29 protein-coding genes and 1 pseudogene are annotated in these 25142 nt (G+C 31.0%); 28 read left to right on the top strand and 2 right to left on the bottom strand.

What is annotated here, in order from left to right; translation table 11 throughout:
• Positions 1-3 precede the first annotated feature (3 nt).
• Genes Q326_RS0104245 through Q326_RS0104255 form a run of 3 tightly spaced genes read left to right on the top strand, consistent with a single transcriptional unit; the run spans position 4 to position 2759 of the window.
• Positions 4-2142 (top strand): VirD4-like conjugal transfer protein, CD1115 family, encoded by a 2139-nt coding sequence (locus Q326_RS0104245; protein WP_026894244.1) that lies wholly within the window; start codon positions 4-6, stop codon positions 2140-2142.
• Between the two features lies 1 nt (position 2143).
• The gene (locus tag Q326_RS0104250) at positions 2144-2494 is read left to right on the top strand and encodes an Mbov_0395 family pilin-like conjugal transfer protein (RefSeq protein ID WP_026894245.1); all 351 of its coding nucleotides are present in this window, start codon (positions 2144-2146) and stop codon (positions 2492-2494) included.
• 34 nt (positions 2495-2528) lie between these two features.
• A complete protein-coding gene (locus Q326_RS0104255; protein WP_026894246.1) occupies positions 2529-2759 on the top strand; it encodes a DUF6133 family protein in 231 nt (76 codons plus the stop codon).
• A gap of 6 nt (positions 2760-2765) precedes the next feature.
• On the opposite strand, the gene Q326_RS0104260 is transcribed toward Q326_RS0104255, so the two are convergent.
• A complete protein-coding gene (locus Q326_RS0104260; protein WP_026894247.1) occupies positions 2766-3002 on the bottom strand; it encodes a helix-turn-helix domain-containing protein in 237 nt (78 codons plus the stop codon).
• 118 nt (positions 3003-3120) lie between these two features.
• Here Q326_RS0104260 and Q326_RS0104265 point away from each other — a divergent pair, with 118 nt between their 5' ends.
• The 25 genes from Q326_RS0104265 to Q326_RS16645 all read left to right on the top strand — a co-directional run bounded on the left by Q326_RS0104265 (position 3121) and on the right by Q326_RS16645 (position 24852).
• Positions 3121-3603 (top strand): hypothetical protein, encoded by a 483-nt coding sequence (locus Q326_RS0104265; RefSeq protein WP_026894248.1) that lies wholly within the window; start codon positions 3121-3123, stop codon positions 3601-3603.
• 43 nt (positions 3604-3646) lie between these two features.
• Entirely contained in the window at positions 3647-4492 is an 846-nt protein-coding gene (locus Q326_RS0104270; RefSeq protein ID WP_250160301.1) for a conjugal transfer protein TrbL family protein, read from the top strand.
• 14 nt (positions 4493-4506) lie between these two features.
• Positions 4507-4716, top strand: coding sequence for a hypothetical protein (locus tag Q326_RS0104275; protein ID WP_026894250.1), 210 nt, complete (start codon positions 4507-4509; stop codon positions 4714-4716).
• A gap of 318 nt (positions 4717-5034) precedes the next feature.
• Positions 5035-5223, top strand: coding sequence for a hypothetical protein (locus tag Q326_RS0104280; protein WP_026894251.1), 189 nt, complete (start codon positions 5035-5037; stop codon positions 5221-5223).
• Between the two features lie 88 nt (positions 5224-5311).
• Entirely contained in the window at positions 5312-5635 is a 324-nt protein-coding gene (locus Q326_RS0104285) for a hypothetical protein (RefSeq protein ID WP_026894252.1), read from the top strand.
• Positions 5636-5639: 4 nt separating this feature from the next.
• Positions 5640-6068: a prepilin peptidase gene (locus Q326_RS0104290; protein WP_026894253.1), complete on the top strand. Its 429-nt coding sequence runs from the start codon at positions 5640-5642 to the stop codon at positions 6066-6068.
• Between the two features lie 118 nt (positions 6069-6186).
• Positions 6187-6387: a hypothetical protein gene (locus Q326_RS17855; RefSeq protein WP_026894254.1), complete on the top strand. Its 201-nt coding sequence runs from the start codon at positions 6187-6189 to the stop codon at positions 6385-6387.
• Entirely contained in the window at positions 6384-7937 is a 1554-nt protein-coding gene (locus tag Q326_RS0104300; RefSeq protein WP_156936241.1) for a hypothetical protein, read from the top strand. The genes Q326_RS17855 and Q326_RS0104300 overlap by 4 nt, the downstream gene beginning before the upstream one ends.
• A gap of 161 nt (positions 7938-8098) precedes the next feature.
• The gene (cpaB, locus tag Q326_RS0104305; RefSeq protein ID WP_026894256.1) at positions 8099-8938 is read left to right on the top strand and encodes a Flp pilus assembly protein CpaB; all 840 of its coding nucleotides are present in this window, start codon (positions 8099-8101) and stop codon (positions 8936-8938) included.
• Positions 8925-9749, top strand: a complete 825-nt coding sequence (locus tag Q326_RS16620) for an AAA family ATPase (RefSeq protein WP_051531120.1) — start codon at positions 8925-8927, stop codon at positions 9747-9749. Before cpaB ends, Q326_RS16620 begins: the two co-directional genes overlap by 14 nt.
• Complete coding sequence (locus tag Q326_RS16625; protein ID WP_051531122.1) at positions 9746-11134, top strand: CpaF/VirB11 family protein; 1389 nt, start codon at positions 9746-9748, stop codon at positions 11132-11134. The genes Q326_RS16620 and Q326_RS16625 overlap by 4 nt, the downstream gene beginning before the upstream one ends.
• A complete protein-coding gene (locus Q326_RS0104320) occupies positions 11127-12056 on the top strand; it encodes a type II secretion system F family protein (protein WP_026894257.1) in 930 nt (309 codons plus the stop codon). Before Q326_RS16625 ends, Q326_RS0104320 begins: the two co-directional genes overlap by 8 nt.
• Positions 12057-12071: 15 nt before the next feature.
• Positions 12072-12944, top strand: coding sequence for a hypothetical protein (locus Q326_RS0104325; protein ID WP_026894258.1), 873 nt, complete (start codon positions 12072-12074; stop codon positions 12942-12944).
• Positions 12945-12957: 13 nt separating this feature from the next.
• Positions 12958-13350 carry a DUF4320 family protein gene (locus Q326_RS0104330; protein ID WP_026894259.1) on the top strand — a complete coding sequence of 131 codons (393 nt, stop codon included), beginning with the start codon at positions 12958-12960 and terminating at the stop codon, positions 13348-13350.
• Positions 13347-13868 carry a hypothetical protein gene (locus Q326_RS0104335; RefSeq protein WP_034601054.1) on the top strand — a complete coding sequence of 174 codons (522 nt, stop codon included), beginning with the start codon at positions 13347-13349 and terminating at the stop codon, positions 13866-13868. Before Q326_RS0104330 ends, Q326_RS0104335 begins: the two co-directional genes overlap by 4 nt.
• Positions 13869-14004: 136 nt before the next feature.
• Complete coding sequence (locus Q326_RS0104340; RefSeq protein ID WP_026894261.1) at positions 14005-14586, top strand: DUF6550 family protein; 582 nt, start codon at positions 14005-14007, stop codon at positions 14584-14586.
• A gap of 99 nt (positions 14587-14685) precedes the next feature.
• On the top strand, positions 14686-14859 hold the full coding sequence (locus Q326_RS18975) for a GNAT family protein (RefSeq protein WP_250160302.1): 174 nt from the start codon (positions 14686-14688) through the stop codon (positions 14857-14859).
• A gap of 17 nt (positions 14860-14876) precedes the next feature.
• Entirely contained in the window at positions 14877-15119 is a 243-nt protein-coding gene (locus Q326_RS18980) for a GNAT family N-acetyltransferase (protein ID WP_250160304.1), read from the top strand.
• An 84-nt stretch (positions 15120-15203) separates the two neighbouring features.
• Positions 15204-17219, top strand: coding sequence for a DUF8195 domain-containing protein (locus Q326_RS16635; RefSeq protein ID WP_051531123.1), 2016 nt, complete (start codon positions 15204-15206; stop codon positions 17217-17219).
• 11 nt (positions 17220-17230) lie between these two features.
• Positions 17231-18466: a C40 family peptidase gene (locus tag Q326_RS0104355; RefSeq protein WP_026894262.1), complete on the top strand. Its 1236-nt coding sequence runs from the start codon at positions 17231-17233 to the stop codon at positions 18464-18466.
• A 21-nt stretch (positions 18467-18487) separates the two neighbouring features.
• On the top strand, positions 18488-19171 hold the full coding sequence (locus Q326_RS0104360) for a TraC-like domain-containing protein (protein WP_026894263.1): 684 nt from the start codon (positions 18488-18490) through the stop codon (positions 19169-19171).
• A gap of 152 nt (positions 19172-19323) precedes the next feature.
• Positions 19324-20655 (top strand): ABC-three component system protein, encoded by a 1332-nt coding sequence (locus Q326_RS18160; RefSeq protein WP_084489529.1) that lies wholly within the window; start codon positions 19324-19326, stop codon positions 20653-20655.
• Entirely contained in the window at positions 20630-21109 is a 480-nt protein-coding gene (locus Q326_RS0104370; RefSeq protein ID WP_169733573.1) for a hypothetical protein, read from the top strand. Before Q326_RS18160 ends, Q326_RS0104370 begins: the two co-directional genes overlap by 26 nt.
• On the top strand, positions 21099-23006 hold the full coding sequence (locus tag Q326_RS0104375) for a hypothetical protein (protein WP_026894265.1): 1908 nt from the start codon (positions 21099-21101) through the stop codon (positions 23004-23006). The genes Q326_RS0104370 and Q326_RS0104375 overlap by 11 nt, the downstream gene beginning before the upstream one ends.
• Positions 23007-23121: 115 nt before the next feature.
• Positions 23122-24852, top strand: a complete 1731-nt coding sequence (locus Q326_RS16645) for a VirB4 family type IV secretion system protein (protein ID WP_245592057.1) — start codon at positions 23122-23124, stop codon at positions 24850-24852.
• A 4-nt stretch (positions 24853-24856) separates the two neighbouring features.
• On the opposite strand, the pseudogene Q326_RS16650 reads toward Q326_RS16645, so the two are convergent.
• Positions 24857-25142, bottom strand: a pseudogene (locus Q326_RS16650) (hypothetical protein); the annotation flags it as partial.

Raw genomic sequence — 25142 nt, forward strand, 5'->3', positions numbered from 1 at the left:
AATATGAAGTATAAAAAACAAAAATTAGTTATATCAGCATTAATATTTCTTGTAGGTTTATGGATGAATATATACTTTTCCACCAACCTACATTTTTTATTGACCAAAAAGATGGAGGTATTATCTTTTATTCCAATAAAGGATTGCATAAAGAGTATGGCAACGAGTAAAGGACACTTGTTGCTCTTTTTATGTTTACAGGGATTTAATCTTTTGTTTTCAGTTTTTTACTACATTGCAAATCACAAGCCTTATCAATCAGATTTAATACAGGTTACGCCACAAATATCAACACCAGTGGCAGCAGGACAAAAGCAATTTGGATCAGCTAAATGGCTGACAGATAAGGAAAAGGATGTTGCCTTTGAAAGTTTTATTTTAAATGGAAATGATGATGGATTTCATCCATTATTAAATGCAAATAAAGAAGAATTAGAAAAAATCAATCAAGAGGAAAGGATGAATTCAAATGAAAAAGAACAAGAAAAAAATTCAACAATGGAAGAACCAAAAGAAAAACAGACCACCAATGAAAGTAAACATGAACTTGAAGATGGCAAGAAACAAGATTATCAGAAAAAACATAAATTACCCAAAATAAAGAGTGGAGGTATTGTTATTGGCTGTAAGCAAACAGGCAGTAATGAAAAAATCTATTACATTGATGAAGATACCCATACTTTATGTATAGGAGCTACCCGTTCAGGAAAAACAAGAACCGTTGTTTTACAATCTATTGGGACAATAGGACTTGCTGAAGAAAGTATGATTTTAAGTGATCCTAAGGGAGAGCTTTATACATACACCTATCCATTTCTAAAAAATATGGGCTATAAGGTTATATGTGTAGACTTTAAAAATCCATTGAAAAGTGATAGATATAATTTTCTTCAGCCTGTTATTGATGCAGTTGATAAAAATGATATTCCTAAGGCAGTAGAAGCTACTTGGGATTTAACTGCTGCCCTTGTTCCTGAAAACAGTCATAATGAAAAGATTTGGACAAATGGTGAGTCCAGCATCATTGCCAGTGCTATCATGGCAGTTGTTTATGACAATAGAAATGGCAATGACAGAAGGTTTCAAAATATGAGCAATGTATATTTCTTTATTAGTGAAATGTGCAAAACCATTGATGGAACTATGCCACTTTTAAAATATATGAAAAACATCCCCACAAGCCATCCAGCAAGGGCATTGATTTCAATTAGTGAAGTTGCACCAAGCAAAACCAGAGGAAGTTTTTATACATCAGCCCTAACAACTCTAAGACTTTTCACCAATCCTTTGATTCATTCTATGACAGAAAAAAGCGATTTTGATCCTAATGATATAGGAGAGAAGAAGCAAGCTATTTTTATTATATTACCTGATGAAAAAAGCACCTATTACAGTTTGGCTAGCTTATTTGTCAATCAAAGCTATATGGAGCTTGTAAAGAATGCAGATGAAAGAGGTGGTAGATTAAAAAGACGTGTAAATTTTATCCTTGAGGAATTTGGTAACTTTGTAAAAATCCCCGACTTTGCTAATAAGCTAACGGTTGGTGGAGGTAGGGGGATTCGATTTAGTTTATTTTTACAGAGCTTTATGCAATTAGATGAAAAGTATGGAAAAGAAACAGCAGGTACTATCAAATCCAATTGTGAAACATGGATTTATCTTCAGGCAGATGATTTAAACACCCTTGAAGAAATATCAAAGAAACTAGGAAATTACACAGTATCAACCTATTCTCTTAGTTCATCCCACGGAAAATACTCTACCCCTTCAAGTTCCCATAGTATCAATCTAACCCATAGAGCATTATTAACTGTTGATGAAGTAAGACTTCTAAAGCGACCTTATAGTTTAATCACTTCCAGAAACCATCCTGGGATTATGTATTCCCCTGATTTATCCAAATGGTTTTTTAACAGGCTTTTTGGACTTGGAAATAAAGAACATAATCGAAAAATTCGTGAGTATCGAGAAAAGATAAGAAAGCAGCGTCAGTCTAAAAATGAAATAGATACCTGGAATATTTGGGAGTATTTCATAGAAGAAGGCAAAATGAATAAACAAAATCAATATGCTCAAAGATCATCTAAGAAAATGCAATCAAGGAGTCTTTATGAAGAAAACAGGAAGGGAGGAGTGTGAAATGAAGATTAAGGAAGATTTAAAAAGGCTTAAAAACAGCACAAAAACCATGCTTATAACCTTATCTATACTGATTATAAATTCCCCACCAGCATTAGCGGCAAATGATGTTAGAGACAGTCAAATTGTTAAAGGAACTGAGAAACTAATAAAGGACCTTACAACATGGTTAATGGTATTGGCTCCAATACTCGGGGGGTTATTGATTATCTATTTCTTTATTAGAAGAAGTGCAGCAGATGAAATGGACCAGAAAAAGTGGAACAATCGTATCACAACTGCTATTGTTTCGGTAATTGGTGCAGTTTTAGCATCAGCAACCCTTAATTTAATCATAGGTTATTATGTGTAATTTAAAAAATTAAAATTATGGAGGTATAAAGAATATGAAAAGATTAATGAATAAGGTACAAGGAAAAATGATGGAATTAGGTATTGCAGGAAGAAACGTAATGACTAGCAATAGTGGAGAAGGATTTGTAGATAGTGCAGTGAAGATTTTGATTTCAGTTGTAATAGGAGCACTATTATTAGCAGGACTTTACAAGCTTTTTGGTGATACTATTTTACCAACCTTGACAGAAAGAATTAAAGATATGTTTGATTATGCTGGCTAATAGAAATTACTTATGCTTTACCTTTGATTTTGGGTAAGGTTTTTTTACGTCTGTTCTATTCAGTAAATAATCAACGCTTGTGTTATAATAATCTGCAAGAATCATTATTTGGTCGATAGAAATATTAGCGGTACCATTTTCATAGTGTGAATATGTTCTTTGAGCAACACCTAATAATTTAGCAATTTGAGTTTGAGTTAAATCATGATCTTCTCTTAAATCTCTAATTCTATTATATTTCAATTTAAACACCTCGTAGAAATTATATAATAGCCAGATGGTGGCTATTGACTTTTAGCCATTATTTGGCTAAACTATTATTTGCATGGGTTATTAATTTTATTCAAAGGGGTGTTATAGGATGATTAATGAAGAACATTTAAATCCATATCAAAGTAAAGAGTTAATAGGTGTTTTAGAGGAAATAAAAGAGAAAAATGAAGGTGTTAAAAAACTTAAAGAGAAGATTGGGGTAATATCAGAAAAGACAGGAGAAATATTAAATGAATTGCCTGAAGATAGCAAAAAAGTTATTCAGGAATATGAAGATTTAAATAATCAAATGTATGGCCATGATATTAATTTAGCATTTATGTGTGGAATGAAATTTTTAGATGGTTTGGAGGAAGAATTAAGGGGGATACCGTCAATATATCAAAGTAATAAAGATGAAATTATTTCTAGGTACTTTGACTGTAAAGAACTACAATCAAAGGTTTTAGATATAGTAGCAGAACTAAAGAAATTAGATGAAATAACAAATACTCAATATCTTATATTAGAAGAGTATGCAAACATTAGCTTAAATACAATTCTCATGATGCTAAATATAATTGATACTTAAAAATTTATAAAGCCTTAGGGCTTTTTTTTATGGAAGATTGGAGGTGTATGAACTGGAATTTGTCATCATGCTATTAATCAGTGCTATTTTAACTGGCTGTCTAGAGTATGTAAATAACTTGCTTGATGGACTTGTGCCTATAGCACTTCATGCAGAAAAATATATGGATACACTTCTTGGAACAAACGGTATTAGTGGAATATTTGATATATTCTTTGCCTTTGGTGTTTCCCTTATTATATTGAAGTTTTTAAAGAAGGGATTTGAAAGGTACATCTTATGGACAGAGGGAGATGCTGATACAGAACCGATTCTACTATTAACAGGATTTTTTAAAGCACTAGCAATAGCCATATGTTTTCCTACTATGTATGGTTGGCTTGCAGAAATAATATCTGATTTAAGCAATAAGCTTATTAATATTATTTCAGGAGATATGGAAACGGATTTTAGTACAATCATTACTGGAATAACAAGTGCAGGCATATTTACAGGTATCGTATCATTAATTTTCTTTATCTGTTTTTTTATGCTCTATGTGCAGTTTCTAACAAGAGGTCTTGAAATATTGATACTTAGGATAGGTCTACCCCTTGCTTGTGTTGGATTAATGGACAATGACAACGGTGTATTTCGTTCTTATATACAGAAATTTTTTCAAAGCACCCTAGCGGTGCTAGTTCAGATAGTATTAGCGAAACTAGGTGTTGCCCTTATGCTCAATACCCATATATTTTGGGGACTTGCAGCTCTATTATTAGCACTTAGAACACCAAAGTTTATACAAGAGTTCCTCATTATTTCAGGTGGTCAGGGTGGTGGTATAATGAATAAAATCTATTCTACTGCAAGGATCTATCAAATGGGTAAATCTGTGTTTACAAAGTAAAGGGTGATGAAGGAATGGATATTTTAAAAGATTTAGAATTAGCCTTTATTACTCTCATTCGTCTTGGGGCTATTTTAAGAGTAGTCTATTGCTTTATCTCTATGGGAGCTGATGAAGAGCAAAGCAAGACATACAAAAAGCGTATAAAAAATACCATTATATTTTACATAATGGCAGAATGTATTTGGATAATAAAAGATTTAGTTTTAGATTATTATATGTAAATTATCAAAGGACGAAAGCTAGATATTTATATGACTAAATGGTAGAATGATAGCAGGGAAAATTAAAAAGTCGCCATGATCTTACGGTGCGCCAACACCGTAAAACTCATGAAGGTGGTAAAGCACCTACACGAAGAGTGAAAACTCCCATAGCGACTCTATAATAGTATAACTGGTTTTATTCATTTATTCAACCAAGTATTTGTAACAGAACTACCAGTTGGTTTTGAAATTATAGTGTACGTGTAGGTTAACCTTGCGCGTACACTTTTTGATTTTCCCTCCAAAAACTATTTGCTGTAAATGGAGGGAAAATAATTGTCTAAAGAAAGAGAGGACATGATAGAAGAGGAGAGTAATGAAAAGACAATAATAAAAAAGTATAAAGATTATTGGGCTGTGTATGATGAACATGGTGAGATGATATGTGTTACTGTCTATAAAAAAGGAGCTAAGGAAGTCAAAAGAAGATTTGATTTTTTACTTAGCAAATTGGATAAAAACTAAAACTTTCATAAATAATTTAAATTAAAAATGCTGAAAACCATTCTATAAAGTATAGGGTGGTTTTCATTGCTTTTAAGGAGGCAGAAAGATGCGTGAAAGAGTCAAACAACCCCTTTATATACCCCAGGGATTAAAAACAAGGGTAGAGATTTTTGATGGATATGCTAAAGAAGAATTAATTAAAACATTCATAATAACATTGGTTGCAGGAGGAATAGACTTAATCCTTTATTTGGCTATAGGAAACACAGTATTTAGTGTAGTTTTCATACTTGTTGTTATTGCAGGAAGTGTGATGATGCTAACCAAAGACAATACCAATATTTCAGTAGTAGACCAAGTGGGCTTTATGATTAAATTTGCAAAATCTCAAAAGAAATATAAATACAAATATTTAGATGAATGGAAGTGAAATAGTGGATTTGATAATCATTAAAGGCTGTTTATTTACAGGACTATTTATAATAGCAGGCTATGTCGATATAAAAACAAGAACCATTCCAGATTGGATTCATGTATTAATCATTCTTACAGGACTTATTAAAATAAATCCACTAGAATCACTGCTAGGATTGAGTATTGTACCATTACCGTTTTTTATAATGGCATGTCTGAAAGAAAATAGCATAGGGGGTGGGGATGTTAAATTAGTTGGAGCTTGTGGATTTTTTCTTGGTGTTAAAGGAGGCATAGCTGGGAGTATTATTGGACTTGTAATTGCAGTAGTTGTGGAAGGAGTTTATTACTTGATAAAGAACAAGGATAGAAGTATGGGATTTGCTTTGGCTCCGTACATTGGAATGGGGTATATGCTAGTTTACATAGTCGAAAGTACTATGCTATAATTAACCTAGAAGTTTTAAGAAATATTGACTATGCCGATAAATGCTTATAAAATAGAGAAAAAATTTTATTGTAAAAAATTATTCAAATAAATGTCTAATTAACTTGGAGGTGGTGAGGGTGAAAATAAAATATAATATTACCATTTCTCCTCGCACAAAAAAAAATGAATATTGTGTTGAAATAGATAGATATCCATATTTGGAAGAACTGTGGCAGGAATTAGACTCTAAAGGTTATATTGATAAACTTAAAAATATACCTCAGCTTGGGAATATAAAAATTCCAAAGCGATTAAAAAAAGTCGTTATGATTATGTGATGTTGCAATTATACTTACATCAGTTTGTGCGACAAAATATTAATATTCAGTTGAAATATACATATAACAATAAAATTACAAAAAAAGATCTTCAGGTTGAAAAGATTGCAATACTTGAAGATAAAAATCCAACAATAGCAGATGCTATGCAAATTCTAATTTTATCATATAATATAGGGCATTTTTATAATACTTTTTCAGCATCTAGAGCTGTTGTTTTAGCGGCATTTGAAAATAAACAATTAAGGAACAATATACTATCTTATTTTAAAAACCCTAAAATTAAAGATATTGTAACATCGATTTTTGAACAGAGAAATTATCAACAATTTCACCTTGTGAATAGTTTGATTATATTACAAAGTTGTGATCAAGGAAAATCATCGGTAAAATTTGCACAGGTGCTTATATGTAGATATATGGAAAATTATAGCGATATTGATGAAAAATTATGTTATATTTATAAAATCTTTAAAAGAATACGTTCTTTTTCTTATTTTATCTATGATTTACCAATATCAAAGAATCCTCTTTATCTTGATGTTAGAGATAAAGGAGCTTTAAGAAATATTCTAAGTGAAATGTTAAATCAGTATAATAACCATCAAACAATTAATGATTTATTTAAGTCAATAGCTAAAATTTTAGATGATACAATTTATAATGAGAACAGTCTTGGTATAGCGTTATATCAAGTGTCTCAGGATATGAAAAAGAAAATTAACTTAAAAGATTGGATGCAAGAAAATTATAAAACAATGATTGATGATAAGGATAGTATCTTTAATTGTAACTATCCTCAGCATTTTAATTTTGATAAAAGTAATATTTTAAAAATTACTTTTGATGTAAAAGATGAAATCAATATTTTTGGGTTATTTAATGAGTTAGCTAAAATGAATTTTGTGAAAGTAGGATACTATGATAGGAATGGTAGTTCTAAAAAAACAATTTTAGTGTCTATTAAAAATAACTGTACAAAACAGACTCAAGTTGCATTTCGAATATTAAAAAAAATTTTAACTCATATGCAAAAATGCAATGAAATTGAAACTACAGATTCACGATATATTTTAGTAGTGAAGTATTTTTTGTATTATTTGTTAGGGGAGTCGCTGATACAAATTAATCAAACTATAGATGATGTAATATGTATGTTTGTTTGTAGAGGTAAAAAAGCAAGAATTAAAATATTAGATAAGTTATTGGAAAATCAATATGGTACAGTTGATGAGAGGCATGAGGCGAAATTTATTCGAAATATTTTAAGCAAAGAATCAAAAAATGATACAGCTATAGTGATTTGTTCAAGCATCGTTGCTTATGATAAGATACAAATAGGTAAGAAACAGTATGAATTAGATGGATTAATTATATTTCCGTTTAGATCTAATAATCAAATAGTTTTTTTAGAATCCAAAAACACGAAAGAAAAGCCTAAATTTGCAAAAAAATGTTTGGTGAAAAAATTCAAGAATATGCCAATAGAAGTTAATATAAAAGATATCATTACTGATCATCATGATTGTTACTACAGACATAGTATTTAGCTGAAAAACATTACAGCAAAATACTTGACTGAAGTGATAGCATTTGTTTTTCTAATTAACCGTATTATTAACCTTAAAATTTTATAAAAATAGGTATTAATCCCTTGCCCTAACCAGCAGGGGATTTTTTTATACAAAAATTTAAAGGAGGAACTTCAAAAATGAAAAACATAATAAGAAACAGAACCGTCTTAGGGGTAGCATGTATTGTGCTATCCCTTATTATTTGCTTTGGCTTGACACCACTTTTTAATGATGCAGTGGGAGCAAAGACCAATATAGTGAGAGTATCAAAGGATATCGCTAAAGGAGAATTAATTACATCTAATCGAGTGGAAACAGTGGAAATTGGAGGATTCAATCTACCTGATTCAGTTCTTAAAAATTCAGAAAACATTATAGGTAAATATGCAAAGGCAGATTTATACAAAGGAGATTATATTTTAAATACAAAAGTGTCAGATTTACCTATTGCTAACTATGAGTACTTATATGATTTCAATGGAAGTGAAAGAGCCATATCAGTAAGCATTAAAAGCTTTGCAGCAGGACTTTCAGGAAAGTTAGAACCTGGAGATATTATATCTATTATGGTATCTGAATATGGAGAATTAAAAGAAACCATAAGCCCTAAGGAGCTTCAATATGTACCAGTTCTAGCAGTAACAGCAGGTACAGGAATGGATACAGATGAGTATGCAAACAAGGAAGATGACAGTATTGAGAAGGACAAAAAACTTCCATCAACCATTACCCTTAGGGTATCTCCTGAACAAGCAAAATTACTTGCAGACCTTGAGGTAAAGGGGAAAATCCATGTTGTATTTGTTTATAGGGGAAGTAAAGAAAACTCAGAAAAATTTTTAGAAGAACAAGCTAAAATATTAGAAAATAAAGAACAAATCGCACAAGGAAATGAAGGTGAAAATAAGGAGGTTTCAACTGATATAGAAAGTACTGAAAATACAGTAGGAAAGGATGATAGTGATGCAGAAGAATAAAATTATTGCAGTATGGGGCAATCCCAATAGTGGTAAAACAATCCTTGCCACAAAGCTTGCGAAGGAACTATCAAAGAAAAAGAAGAATGTCATCCTTGTTTTCTGTGATAATATAATACCTACAGTCAGTACAATCCTGCCATTAACAGATACAAAAGATCAATCTTTGGGAGAGCTTCTTTCTTCAATTCAGATTACTCAAGAAAGTATATTAAAAAAATGCATTACCTTAGAAAAAAATGATTATATAAGCGTACTAGGATATTTGCATGGTGAAAATGAAAGAACATATGCAAAGTACAGTAAAGAAAGGGTGGTAGACTTACTTATACTATTAAAGCATTTGGCAGATTACATTATTATTGATTGCAGCAGTTTAGTATCCTACGACATATTGTCAAGGACAGCCCTTGAATTGTCTGATCAGGTGATTCGACTTATAACTCCTGATTTAAAGGCAATTAGCTTTTATGATTCTTCCTTGCCACAACTAGCAGAAAGAAAGTACAATCTTCAAAACCATATGAAGATCCTTTCAAATGTCAAACATACTATGGCTAAAGATAGTGTGGCAAATAAGTGTGGCGGTGTAGCTTTAGAAATTCCTTTTACAGAAGAAATAGAAAAGCAATATTTAGAAGGGGGATTATTTGAGAGTTTGTCAGATAAAAAAAGCCAAGATTATGTAAAAGTAATCAATGAGATTATAAGGAACATAGAAGGGGAAGGAGAAGAACCTAAGAAGGTGAAACAAAAAAGGAAATTTAAAAATCCACTAAAAAGTATTAACTGGATGAGAGGTGCTAAATGATGGATAATATTTTACTAGATTCACCACAAAACATTAGAGAGTTTTCAGATATCCTTCATGAAGTTCAAGAATATATTTCAGGAAAATACGCTTTGCTTATATCAAGTGATAGTGAAAGGCAGAAGGAACAAATACAATCCTATATTACGAAATATCTAATGGATTATTCTTTAGCTGTTGAGGACTTAACCATGGATGAATTAGTGGAAAAATTATATTCAGAAATGGCAGAGTATTCGTTTTTGACAAAATATCTCTTTAGAAACGATATAGAGGAAATCAATATTAATTCATGGGAGGATATAAAAGTAACCTATTCTAATGGTGAAATACTGCCAATAAAAGAGCATTTTAATTCACCTACACATGCTGTTGATGTGATTAGAAGATTACTTCATAAAAGTGGAATGATATTAGACCATTCCCAGCCCATTGTAGTTGGGCATTTATCAGAAAAGATTCGTATTACAGTATTAGGACAAGGTGTTATTGATAATAATATCGGAGTTGCTGTTTCTATCAGGATAGTTAATCCTAAAAAGCTGGTAAAAGAAGATTTTATAAAAAATCATACTGCCAATGAGGAAATGCTTGATTTTCTCAGCCTAACCCATAGGTATGGTGAAAGCATGTGCTTAACAGGAGCTACATCAAGTGGAAAAACAACCCTTATGAGCTGGATTTTATCAACCCTTCCTGATAATAAAAGGATTTATACTATCGAAAACGGGACAAGGGAGTTTAATCTTTTAAAGAAAAATGAAAAGGGGGAAATCATCAACAATATTATTCATACAGTTACAAGACATAGTGACGATCCGAAGCAGAATATTACCATGGTAAAGCTCCTTGAAACGGGATTAACAGTCAATCCAGATTATATATGTGTAGCAGAAATGAAGTCAGAAGAGGCATTTTTTGCCCAAGAGGCAGCGAGGACTGGCCATGGCGTGACTACCACTATTCATGCCAGTTCATGCATTGCCACCTATTATCGTATGGTAACATTATGCAAGCAACGCTATGATATGGATGAAAGAACCCTATATAACCTTGTAACAGAAGCATTTCCTATAGTGGCATTTTGCAAGAAATTAGAGGACAATTCCCGCCATATTATGGAAATAACAGAGTGCGAAATAAAGGATGATGGCACAAGAAATATAAGAACCCTTTATAAATTCAATATAACAGATAATCGTATAGTTGATGGAAAGGTAAAGATAATAGGGAAATATGAGAAAGTAAATCATATATCAAAATCTTTACAAAAGAGGCTACTTGAAAATGGCATGCCTAAAAATATCCTTCAAAAATTTGCAGGTGGATGTGAGAAAAAACATGCTACTAAAGGATACAATCTAGGGGGTGGATTAAATGAATAGCATGATTTTAATGGCTTTTTTAGGATTAATAACAGGATCATTTATATTAATTCAAACATCCCCTTTTGAAATGATAAGAGATATAGCAAAGCTATTTGACAAAAAAGAGCAGTCAATAAAAAGCAAAGTTAAAAATGCCACTTCAACTAAAAAGAAAAAAGGGATACGAAAATTAATGGAAGAAACAAAGGATATATTAAAAGCTACCAATAAAGAAGACCGTTTTACAATGATTTGTACCATATCCTTTGCTCTATTGGTAATAGGGGTATTTGTGGCAGTATTAATGAACAACATGTTTTTAATTCCAGTACTATCAATAGGTTTTGCATTATTGCCCTTTTGGTATGTAAAATTTACAGCTGGTAAATGGAAAAAGGAATTAAATAGTGAATTGGAAACTGCTTTATCTGTAATTACCACATCTTATATCCGTAGTGAAAGCATTATTACTGCCATTGATGAAAATATTAATTATATTAATCCACCTGTACATGATGTATTTAAAGCCTTTCTAACACAAACCAAGTTAATTAATTCTAATATAAAAATAGCCCTTGAAGGATTGAAATATAAGATAGATAGTGCTGTTTTTCATGAATGGATAGATGGGGTAATTGATTGCCAAGAGGATAAAAATCTTAAAAGTACATTAACTCCCATTGTATCAAAGTTATCCGATATGAGGATTGTATCAGCAGAGTTAGATTATCTACTGTATGAGCCAATAAAAGAGTTTATCACCATGGCAATTCTATTAGTTGGGAATATACCTTTGATGTATTTTTTAAACAAGGATTGGTTCAATACACTGATGTTTACTACTATTGGTAAATTTGTACTTGCCATTTGTGCTGTTGTAATTTTCATATCCCTTGCAGCGGTTATTAGATTATCAAAGCCTGTGGAGTTTAAAAGATAGAAGGGAGGGAATGGGATGAATACAATTCTAATACTATTTGCCGGTACTTTTTCTATAGGAGCATATTTGGTATGTGCAGATTTATTAAAATTACCAAGAAGAAAAGCCACAAAGGTTATTCTTGCAATAGATAAAAGGGAAAAGAAAAAGTCAAAGAATTTTGATGTGTTCATTAATGAATTATCCATGAAGGTATCGAAATTCATTAAAATAACAGATTACAACAAAAGGAGAATTGCATCAACATTAAAATCAGCAAATATAAAATTATCACCAGAAACATATATAGCAAGAGCATGGGTAAAAGCAGGGCTAACATTATTGTTTATAGTTCCTGCTTTTATTATTTTTCCAATTATATTTCCTGTTATCCTATTTCTTGCAATAGCTGTTTACTTTAAAGAAATAAGAAGTGCAGAGGAAGCTGTAAGGAAAAGAAGAGAGGATATAGAATTTGAACTGCCAAGATTTGCTTCTACATTAACTCAAGAATTAAAGGCAAGTAGAAACGTATTGACCATACTTGAAACATATAAGCAAAATGCAGGAAAAAGCTTTAAAAATGAACTGGAAATAACCGTTGCAGACATGAAATCAGGGAGTTATGAATCTGCCCTTACAAGGCTAGAAACAAGACTTGGAAGTTCTCAGCTTTCAGATGTGGTAAGAGGTTTAATCGGTGTCATTCGTGGAGATGATGGTGTAGTTTATTTTCAAATGTTATCCCATGATTTAAAGCAGTTAGAGCTTCAAAGATTGAAAACTATTGCCATGAAAAGACCAAGTAAAATCCGTAAATATTCCTTTGCCATGCTATTTTGTTTCTTGATGATGTATTTGTCCGTCATGCTTGTAGAAATTGTTAAAACCCTTGGGAAAATGTTCTAGGAGGTGAGAAAAAATGAAAAAGATATTAGCGTCAAACCGTGGAGAAGGCTATATAGATGCAGCTGTGATAGTCATTGTGGCAATGCTTGTTATAGCAATGGGTGTCAAAGTATATCCTGTATTTATTGTTAAAAATGAATTAAATACCTTTGTAGGAGAGCTAGCAAGAGTTGCCGAGATAGAAGGAGGAGTAGGACGTGAAACAAGGGCTAAAGAAAAGGAACTAAAAGTGAATATGGGAATTGCTCCAGATGTAAAGTGGTCGAGAACAGGAAAAATTCAGCTCAATGAAGAATTTAACGTAGTTGCTAGTCATACAGTGAACATAGGTTTTTTTGAATTTGGATCATTTCCTATTACCCTTAAAGCAAAAGCAACTGGTAGATCGGAGGTATATTACAAATGATAAGCAGGTTAAAAAATAAAGATGGAAGTGCAATCATAACTGCTTGTGTAGTTGTAGTATGTCTATTGCTTTTATTCACTGTTATAAGCGAATATTTAAGACTTCAAATTATTGCTAAAGGGGTCCGTGATACTGTTCAGTCATCGGTTATATCCTTAGCAACACAAAATTATGATGAGGTCTATAACGGACTGAGGGAAGGATATTCAGGAGGGTATGAGTTAGATAGAAATGATCGTTGGAAAAGTAAAGTAGATGAAGGAGCTGTTTTATCCGATATTAGTAATGTATTAGGATTAAGAAATGGAGAAAAATATGCTGGATCGCAGCTTGAATACAGGATAACCAATCTTGATATTAATATTTTAAACACACCTTTAGCTCCAAGTGGAAATTCTAAAAAGTTTGAATCAGAAGTTTGGTTAAATCTTCAAGTGCCTTTATCCTTTGGATGGGATAAATTGCCGCCACTTAAAATACGAATGAAAGTCAATGCAGGATATACCCCTAAATTTTAAAATGAACGATTCCTAGACAAAAAAATTTTAGAGTGGTACTATGTGTATATAGAATATGTATAAATTATCCAGATTGTTAAAAATTAATGGACATAATATGTATGATAAAAGCAGTAATCAAAGGAGGTCAACAGATATGAAAAAAATGAATATGAAAACTAAAAGAGTAATGTTGATATCAACTTTTTTAGTCATAGGAATTGCTCTTGTTGGAGCAATTTATATAAAAACTAACACTAAAAATATGAATGAAGATATATTGATAAGGGAAAAAGAAAATGATAATACGGTTGTTGATACTATAGAAGAACCAGAAAAAGATGAAGAAAAAATAGAAGTTCCTGAAATTAGAGAAGAGGAAGTTATTAAAGATATAGATAATAAAGTAGAAAAAGAAGTTATAGAAGAGCCCCTACCAAAGGAACCTGAAAAACCTAAAAGTACCCCACCTGAAAAGAAGCCTCAAACAAAAGATGATGTTGAAGATATAACAAAAGAACCTGAATATGACGAAGAAGAAGTAATCTATATCCCTCAAGAAAAGGATGAGCCTAAGACTGAAAAAAATCCTGCACCTAAAGATAATGAAGAAGACAATCTAGTGCCTGAATCTGAAAATCCATTTCTCCAAGACAATATTCCTAATAATGGTGATGGAGGAGAGATGAAAGGCGAAGACTTAGGAGATGGAGAATGGGGGACTGGAGACAAATTTTAGTTTTTTTAAAAATGGTTGAAATATTTAGCAGTAATCAATATAATGAATAAAGAAAATAGCAGAAATATACCAAGCAAGAACTAAACGAGGAGATAAATAATGATAAAAAAATTAGAAATGTCTGAAATAGATAGTATAATGAAAATTTGGTTACAAACAAATATTAAAGCACATGATTTTATTCCAAAAAGTTATTGGATGGAAAATTATGATTTTGTGAAAAAGTTTTACCTCAAGCAGATGTCTTTGTCTATAAAGATAGTGGAGAAATAAAAGGGTTTGTAGGGGTTATAGATCAATCATATATTGCAGGATTATTTGTTTCCAATCAATATCAGTCTACAGGAATAGGAAGTAAATTGATTGAAAAATGCAAGCAGTATTATAAGACTTTAAGATTAGATGTTTATGCTAAAAATTTAAAAGCCATAGAGTTTTATAAGAAGCATGAATTTGAAATAGAACAGGAAAAAGAAAATGAAGATACTAAAGAAACAGAGTATTTAATGATATGGGAATCGAAAAATAAATAAAACTTTATAAATAATAAAAATTTATGATAGAAGGCAGTTTCTTAATTGAAGCTGTCTTTTTTGTATGTAAAGGAGCGTGAAGGATTGAAAATATTTAAGAAAACAATATGGATAATTGTTATATTTACTTTTATATTCAATTCACTTTCAGTATTTGCAGAAGATAATGCAGATAGTGGCTCAGGTAATACAGGAGGTGCAGCAAAGGGCAAGGGTTTTTATCGTGGAAGTGAATATATGTACAAGGTTTCAGTATATGTCGGTTTATCTGATAAAGCTGATAAAAATAGTAACTTATTAAGGGATTGGAAGATGATAGGCAACAGTCCATTATATATAAAACCTTCAAGTTTTACATTGTCTAAAAATGCAATGGGAAGCTCTGGTAATAAAGTAGATTTTATAAATGGCAAATCATTATCTCCTATAAAAATATCTCAATATGTAACGGATAATCCTCCACCAATTCCGATAACTAACGGTGGAAATATTACTTCGGTAAAATCATACTTCGGGGATACTAGAACTTTACTTGGTTTAATAGATGGTTTTGCAAAACAAAAAGGAACAAGTAGAGAAGGCTTAGTATCCAATATGTCCTTTACAATAAAAGGAGAAACGAAAAAATTTTCACCAAATGAGATATTGCCTATAAAAAAGGACGGAATATATCAGAATAAAGTTTCTTGGCTCATCATTTATGAACCTGTTATTATTTCCTATCTGAAAGATAGAAAAACCGTATTGGCTTTTACAGCAACGGAATATGCATTGGCTCAAAAACAAGGGTACTTTAATTTTAAGTTCGGTAGTACAGGGCAGTATATACCAGGAATGACACATTCAGACTTGCCTAATTCCATAGTATTGGAAGAGAGTTGGTTTGGATATCCAGTAATATCTCCATTACCTGATGATGTTTATTGGAGTGAAGATAGAATCATATCAGGTGGTGGATGGGGAATGAGAATGTTAAAACCAAATGATATGGATGTAGTAGAAAATGATACAACCTATGATTATGAATATAGAGTAGATACGGATGTAATAACGTCTGTAAGGATTTATGCAAGGGATGATATCACTCCTGATAATAGACATGAAAGTGAAGACGATTATGAGAGTCCCAAAAAAAATACAGCCACAGTAACTATGACTGCCAACGGTTATACTAAAAGTACCGAAGTGGTCATACCTGGTGGTGGATCTGAATTAGTTTGGATAAAATGGCATACCCCTTCTACTCCTCAAGATGTAATAATTGATGTTAGAGTAACAGGAAATCCATCAGCTAAAATAGATGGAAAAAGTAGAATTGCTAAGATAACAGGAAAAGTTGTAGATTTAGGATTGAATCCACCACCAAATCCTACAGCTAATGATACTAATAAGGAATTTACATTTCCTAATATTCCAGTAAAAGCAGAAAAAACTACAGCCAATTGGGGTGTATATAGTTGTAGTTGGGTACCGAATTGGGTATGGTATCCAAAATGGGAGTGGGAAAGTAATTGGGTGAAAAAGACCTATCGTTATCGCCATAGTGGAGGTTGTAAATCAGATGGAAGCTGTCCAGGACATAGAAGAACAAAATGGGTTGACAAAGGAAAGTGGGTGGATAATGGACGATGGGTAGATGAAGGAAATTGGAAATATGATTTTACAAATTACAAAGCAACACTTTCAGCGGATATGAACCTCTATCCTGATAGTAAATCGCCTACAGCAAAGAATAAGACAATAAAATCAGGCTATGGCGTCAATGTAGATGTTTCAACCAATATCCATTCTAATGCACCAAGTAGTCATATTACCTATGCCCAAAATGTTATCACCTATTTTCCAGAGTTCAATTATAAAAGTTACTGGCGGTTATTAGATATGACAAGCTATGGAGACTTTGAATTTAAGCAAAATAAATATTCAACCTATAATAATAGGGTGCATTTTACGCCTATTTGGTATCCTGATGGCTCCTATAAAGTATATGGGGAAGTAATAGATATGTGGACACCAGAAGGAATGTTAAGGGTCAATCTTGATGATGATGTAAATATTGATGGGAACTTATTTGAAGATTGGCATATAGGTCCGAAATAGGGGGGATTTCTATGGCAGTTAATCCAGCATTTTTAAAAACAGTTGCAAAAATTGCAGTAACAGCAGTTAGGGATGAAAGAACAAGACAGGTTATACTAGTAGCCTGTCTTGTTCCATTTATAATAATTTTACTTGTACTAAGTTCTCCCTTTGCAATATTCTTTTCCGTAACAGGAGATGGAGGAAATGCAGATGCTATTTCAATACACCAAACAATGGATTCTTTAAAAAATCAATTTGAAGAAAAAATAAGAGAAGAAAAGGAAGATGATACAGTAGATGAATTTTATACTGTAATCATGGGAAGTGAAGATAATACTATCATAGATAATTCAGCAGATGTCTTAATAGCTTATTCTGTAAAATACAATGTAACAAATAAAGATGCAGAGCAAATGGCAGTATTAACAGATAATCAGATTAGTAAATTAGAAAATGTATTTTGGGATATGAACCAAATCACCTCAAAGATAGAAACCGTCAAAGAAAAAAAGACTTATACCACAACAAATAAGAAGGGTAAAAAGATCACTAAGACAAAAACCATTACCAAAAAGATAAAAACAATCTATATTGATTGCTTATCAGCTGAAGAAATTGCATCAATCTATAATTTTGATAAAACACAATTAAGAGTAATAGAAGAGATGAAGAAAAGTGGTATTGTTGCATTTGTAGGTAACAACATCAGTATGACTACTTTAAATAAAGAGCAAATAGCAGAAATAAAAGAGCTTTTGCCTGAAGATTTGTCCATAGAAAGAGAACATATCGTAGAAACAGCATGCAGTATTCTTGGAAAAGTCAATTACTTTTGGGGAGGAAAAAGTAAAGCTATAGGATGGGACAATAGATGGGGAAAATTAATGACAGTTACTTCAAAGGGAAGTCCTACTACGGGAAGCAAAAGACCATTTGGGCTTGATTGTTCAGGCTATGTAACATGGGTATTTGTTAATATGGGTATCCCTGCTGAGAGTATAAATGAAACCATAGGTCAAGGAACAACACAACAATGGAATTTATCCAATAATATATCTGAAAACTTAGTATTGCCTGGTGACTTAGCATTCTTGGCAGTGCCAGGAACAAGAAAGGTGAATCATATAGGCATTGTTGTAGGAAAAGACAAAAAAGGAAGTATTCTAGTGGCTCACTGTGCTTCAGGAGCTAATAACGTAGTCGTAAAAACAGCAGAAAGTGTAGGTTTTATGTACTATAGACGACCAGCAGTACTAATGGAATAACTAGAAGTGAGGAGGAGTTAGATGGATCAGCTTATACCAATTATAGCTATTGTAATTTGTATTATTGCAGGTGCAGTAGCACTTTTCTTTATAAAAAGAAATAAGAATAAAGAGCAAACAGAATTAAGTAATGCACAGATTACAGCCAATGAATTTATAAATGTGAAAGATATAAAAGACCGTTTCCTTTATACAAGGGACGGTCAAATTATTATGTATATAAAGATTAATCCCATAAGCATAGATTTATTTTCAGATATAGAAAAGGAACAAATATGTAGCTCATTAACAGCAGAATTATCAAGCATACGAAAGCCTTTTAAATTTCTTGCAGTATCAAGACCAGTAGATATTTCACCACTAATCAACGAATATACCCAGCTATTATCTGAAACCAATAATCAAAAGCAAAAAGAACTTTTAAGAAATGAAATGATGGTCATGAGTAACTATGCCATATCAGGGGATGTAGTGGAAAGACAATTTTATATAATGATTTGGGATAAGTACCATGAGCATGTAGAAAAGGATATTTTAAAAGAATGTAGAGAATTTGTAAGTAAATTTGAAAGTGGCAATATAAGATGTGAAATTTTAAAAGAACAGGAAATTGTAAGACTGTGTAATTTGGTGAATAATCCTGCTTATGTAGGGCTTGAGGATGGGGAGTTTGGAAAGACTATAGCAGCAATATACAGGAACTAACGAACTAACTAAAAATTGCTTATAATATTGGAAATCCATGGTATTATATAGTATTATATAAATATAATTGATTGTAAACTGGAATGAGATATAAAATTAAGTTATATATCTATTTAGGCAATTTTTAGAAAAAAAGTAAGAAGGGTGACTGTATGAGTAGAGGGAATTTAATTAAGGAATTGCAAAACAAATATAGAGAAGGAAATATTGTTCCTTTTTTAGGTGCGGGATTATCCATTCCATTTAATATACCTGATTGGAATGAATTAATAAAAGAATGTGCAGTGGATATGGGTATAGAAAATGTTTCAGAAATGCCTTCTTTAGTGGATATGCTGAACTTTAATCTTAAAAATTATGATTATTGGGAAGCCGTTAGATTGATAAAGAAATATTTGAATCGAAGTGAAGAAGATATTCAAGAATTTATAGTAAATAAAATTAATGATAGCATACCTGATGAATTAATTAACATTGATAATAACTATGAAGACTTGGGTAAATATGGATTCAACTTGTATTTTACAACAAATTATGACCATATTATGTCTAAGTATTTAAATTCTAACTTTATGCCAGTTAATTTGAAGGATGTACAATCAAATATTCAGTCATTAATTAATAATTCTAAGACAAAGCGGATTTTTCATCTACATGGCAATATTAGTGATAGCAGTAGCATTGTTATTAGTCATGAAAAATATAAAGAATTATATGATGACAACGTATATAAATCACTATTTTCTGTCTTTTCAGGAGTTAAAACATTCTTGTTCATTGGATTTTCTTTTAATGATGTATTTATACAAAATATTATCAAAGATAATAATGAATATTTTAAATCAAAGCATTACATTATTTTGCCAAAACCTACGAATGAAAACATTCGTCATTTAAAGCAAAATTATAACATTGAGACTATACCTTATAATCCAGAAGATTCATCACATTGCGAGGAAATACGCAAAATACTAATTGATATTTGTAGCAATACTACTAATAATATTGGTGTAGAAGAAATACATGAAGAAGACCTTATCCTTGATAAGTTACCAAATAAGGAAGAGAAGTCGCTATTAGAAAAAAACATATTTTGCCAGAAACTTAGAATAGAAGATATTGATGAATTAAAAGTGGATTATAGTAAAGAATGTTTTTTTACTGCTGAACAATATTTTCGATGGCTAAAAAAATCTGGGATAAAAGGTAATAGCACGTTTGCAGATCATTTCCTTGCGTTAACATACATGAAATATAGAGAGTTATTAATTTCATTATATTCTGATGAAAAAAATAGTGATAACTTTTTTAAAGCGGTTCATAAAGCAATGATTAAATTAGAGTTTTCAAAATTGAACAATCGTATTAATTATGAAAATATGCCAAATGAAATCAACAAGCAAGGATTTATTCATATATTGGCAGATGATCTTGAATCTGAAAAAGAAGTATGGTGGGGTGAAAAAAGACTTGGACAAGAGTAAATTACCAATTGATCTTAAATATTTATTTGAAAATAAATATATAGAATGCATGCAAACGCTTCTTATATTATTTTTATTAAAAAGACGTAGAAAAGGAATAGAAATTGAAGAGCTACTTTATTACTTTACTTTGCTCTGTATGACTACAATTAAAGCTAATAACGAATTTTTTATTGATGAAACTTATATTCAAAATAATTATTTGACACTAGAAAAAGTTGTTAGAGATAATATTCTTATATTATCTAATCACAATTACATTAATGTAAAAATAAAATCTACTAAAAAAAAGAATAAAATGTATATAAAAATTTCAGATGATGGGAAAGAGGTTGTTAAAAATTTGGAAAATAACTTCTTTGAAAAGGAGAAAGAGAAAATTAAGTATTTGACAGAAAAAGAAAAATTTAGTGTTGAAAATCAAAGAAAGGTATTGAGGGCAAATGAAAACTAGATTAAGATTATTGAGATTGATAATTTCAGGAGAGAGGTATAAAAGAACGTTAAATATTGATAAATCGTTAATTATTATAAAAGGAGATGGGTTTTCAGGTAAATCGTTAGTTTTAAATTTAATAGCATATTGTTTAGGTGGTAAAACTAAAATAATTGATTTATCTGTTCAGAAAGAATTAAATGATTATTGTGATGAGGTATTTTTAGAGCTAAAAGCTGGAGATTCTATATATACGATTAATAGAAATTTGAAGCATGATAAAAATACAATAAATATATATCTATGTGGATATGATGAACATAAGGAATATTCTCCTTGGAGGAAAAAAGATGACGAAGCTAATGATTTTTTTGCTGAACAATTCCAAATACCTTTACATACTATTCTAAGAAAAAAATCAGGGAGTAAGGACTTAAATCAAGAAAAAATTTCTTTCAGAGATTATATGAGGTATATTTTTATACATCAAGGTGAATTAGGGACTAACCAGTTTTTGAAAAATAATAATACCTTTATTTCAGGTAAGAACAAAGAAGTATTTAAGATAATAAATGATTTGGTTATACCAGATTTAGAAAATATAAATAAAGAAATTCAAATTAAGCAGAATGAACTTAATAAACTTGAGAAAGTCAATATAGGGTTAGATGATTATTTATACAATAGAGAAGCTACGCAATTAATAGAATTGACATCTAATCGAGATAATTATTCAAGAAAAATAGATGAATTGATACAAAAGAAAAAACAACTAATTAAGCAAAACAATAAGGATGAATCAAGAGTTTTTAGTAGTTTGAAAAATGATATAAAAGAAATTGATGAAGTATCTTTTGAAGTGAATAAAAAAATTAAAATACTTGATTTATCAATTCAGAATAAGGAGATATTGTTACAGGATTATTTTAATGAAAAAGAAAAATTGGATGCTACATTAGAGGCAATGAAAAAAATTAAAATATCTGAACAAAGTGAAAGATGTCCTTTATGCCAGACTATTGTAAAAGTAAATCATCAAAGTTGTGAAACAAATGAAGACATTGAAAAAGCATTGAATCAAATAGAAAATAAGATAGAAACATTACAAAATTTAGTTAGCGTTGATATGAAAAAAACGGAACAATATAAAGTGGAATTGAATAAAGTAAATGAAAAACGAAAAATTTATATTGTAGCACTTAATGAATATAAAAAGAATATGAAAGTACCTTATCTTCCAGAAATAGAATCTATTAATTCATTAATTAGGGATATAACAGAGGAAAGAAATAAAATTAATTCATTGATTGATATTCATAATGAAATGGATAAAAATGCTGGTGGTATGTTAAAGTTAAAAGGTAGATTAGAAACTTTAAATAAAAAGAAAAAAGAATTTAAAAAATTACAAGAAAGAGAAGAAAATGTATTTAATAGTCTAAATAAAAAATATAGAAAATTAATGTTTAGGTTTAATTTTACAAGCATACAAAAGGATAGTTGTTACATAGACAAAGAAACGTATTTACCATATTACAGCGGGATAAGTGTATTAAAGCATACTAGTGGATGTCTGTTATTATGTATGCAAATTGCTTACTTAGGAGCACTTTTAGAATTAAATAATGAAGAAGAAAATAATTGTCATCCAGGATTACTTATGTTAGATACTGTAAGCAATAATATTGGAACTAATAAAGAATCAGAGGATAGTATTGACCCAGCAACATATCAAGAGATATTTAAATATCTAGTAGAGCTATCAAAAAACAATCAAATCTTCATTGTTGACAATACCCCTCCTAATATAGAGGTTCCTAAGAAAGAATTTGTGTTTAGAAGAGTGAGTGAAAAAGAACCACTATCCGGTTTGATAGATGAATCAAAGAATGAAATTCAAATAACAAAAGAATAAGTTGCATCTATTACAATAAAGGAGCAAAGGAATAATAAACTAATATATAGTATAGTGATTCAACCACAGCCCACCCACTGTGGTTTTTCTATGCCCAAAAGGAGGAAAAACGAAAATGAAAAAACAACAAGAACAAAAAATCAATAATTCCCTACTCAATATCATTACCCCAATGGGACTCGAAATAAAAAGAAATAGCCTTGTCATTGGTGAAAATACAGGTAGGATTTATGGGATAGTCAAATACCCTCAAAAAGTAGACTATGGATGGCTATCTAAAATAACCAATATCCCTGGAACTGTTGTGAGTATAACTTTTATACCTATTGATAATGGAGACTTTATATCAGGGCTATCAAGAAGTGTCATTCAACATAGAAGTGCAGCAGAAACAGCAAAAGATCCATTATCTCAACAAAGAGCTGAAAGAGCAGCTGTTGATGGTGAAAAAATCATGCTTCAAATTGACCAACATGGGGAAACGGTGGGAACAGTTATTATTACAATTATGGCAATGGCAAGAGATGAAAGAACATTTAACAAAATATGTAGAAAAACTGAAAGTATTATCGCCACTAGTAAATGCAAAACAAGAATTATGGCTAATCTACAAGAGCAATCATTTAAGAGTGTATCACCTTACTATACTATTAATGAATCTATAGAAGAAGTACTAAAAAGAATTATTCCAATGAGTAGTTTTATAGGCGGATTTCCTTTTTCATCAAGTGGATATAACGATGGAACAGGATATTATTTTGGAAGAGATAATGGTGGGGGACTGGTAATTCTTGATCCATGGAAGAGAGGAAATGATAGAACCAATTCTAACTTTACTATAATGGGAGTGGCAGGGGTAGGCAAGAGTACAGCTATAAAGCATATTGCTTTATCGGAGTATATGAAAGGAACTAAAATCATCTTCATAGATCCAGAAAGAGAGTATCGAGAACTCTGCCAATCATTAAACGGTGATTGGATTAATGCAGGTGGAGGAAGTAATGGTAGAATTAATCCACTTCAAATAAGACCAACTCCAGTTGATGATGACGATAAATATTATAAAGATGATGGAAATGGCATGGGGGACATGGCCATATATATTAAGAATTTAGATATATTTTTTAGTCTTTATATTCCATCTTTAACAGATAAACAAAAGGCAATATTAAAAGGAGTAGTAATAGAGCTTTATAATAACTTTGGAATCAATTGGGATACAGATATGAATACATTATCAAGAGATGACTTTCCAATATTTACAAACCTATATAAATTGATACAACAGAAGGCAGAAGAAAAAAGGAGAACAATAAAAAATAATGAAGTGAATGAATATAATGAATTAGCGTTGCTATTGCAAGATATTGCTCTTGGTAGTGACGCTTTTTTATGGAATGGGAAAAGCACTATAAACACAAATACAAGGTGTATCTGCTTAGATACCCATGATTTGCAAAATACAAGCGATAATATTAAAAGAACTCAATATTTTAATTTGCTAACATGGTGTTGGCAGCAAATGAGTGCGGACAGAAATGAGCCTGTATTGTTAATTTGTGATGAAGCCTATCTAATGATTGATCCTAATGTACCACAGTCTTTAGTTTTTCTTAGAAATGTAGAGAAACGAGCGAGAAAATATGAAGCAGGAGTAGCTATTGTTTCACATTCTGTTGTTGATTTTTTAGATCCTAAAATAAAAATGTACGGACAGGCTCTTCTAGATATTCCATGTTTTAAAATTCTTATGGGATGCGATGGGAAAAATCTAATTGAAACCAAGGAGCTGTATAATCTTACAGATGCAGAAGAAGAGCTGTTAGCGACGGTGTTTGTCAAGTAAGTTGTCATAGAACTTTTTTCTTAAGCTTCTCGTTTTTGTATAAATCATCGGTTGGATTAAGGCTTACTATTTCAACCTTATCCCAATTTCTTATACCTTTAGACCATCTATTAGGATTTTTTGATTTAGCATTTTTATAGACTTCTTTTCTATTTGCAAGTATTTCATCATCTAAACCATAATGTCTATCATGTGGAGTTACATACTTTATACCACTATGAAGGGATTCTTTATTATAAAAGTTTACAAATTCAAACACCCAGCTCCTAGCTTGCTCAATAGACTCAAAG

This window comes from Clostridiisalibacter paucivorans DSM 22131, assembly GCF_000620125.1.
Lineage (GTDB): Bacteria > Bacillota > Clostridia > Tissierellales > Clostridiisalibacteraceae > Clostridiisalibacter > Clostridiisalibacter paucivorans.